Annotated in this window: 1 pseudogene; it reads right to left on the reverse strand. The window is 68.7% G+C overall.

Annotation, left to right across the window (positions count from 1 at the left end):
- Window positions 1-348, reverse strand: a pseudogene (locus DK26_RS29510) (hypothetical protein); the annotation flags it as partial.

Here is a 348-nt window from a genome sequence, read left to right on the forward strand (position 1 = left end):
CATTCGGCGGCGGCGCGATCGTGAAGCTCGTCCAGGCGCTCCAGGCCACGCCGTCGAAGGCCTGGACCGACACGGCATCGCTCACAGCCCCCGCCGTCCAGACCGTGTTCGCCAGATCAGCCGCCGTGATCTCGAAGGTCTGGCTCGCGGCTTTCACGACGCCGTTCACCTTCCAGTAGCCGCTCGAAGCGTCCGACGTGCCGTCCCACAGACGGTACTTCGTGATCGTGTCGCCATCCGCATCGGTCGCGCTGAACAGCGTCGAGGCCTGCGTCGTCACGGCGCCGTGCGCGGGCGTGTGGTTTGAGGCCGCAACCACCGGAACCGCATTCGGCGGCGGCGCGATCG

This window comes from Allobosea sp. WAO (assembly GCF_001509835.1).
GTDB lineage: Bacteria > Pseudomonadota > Alphaproteobacteria > Rhizobiales > Beijerinckiaceae > Allobosea.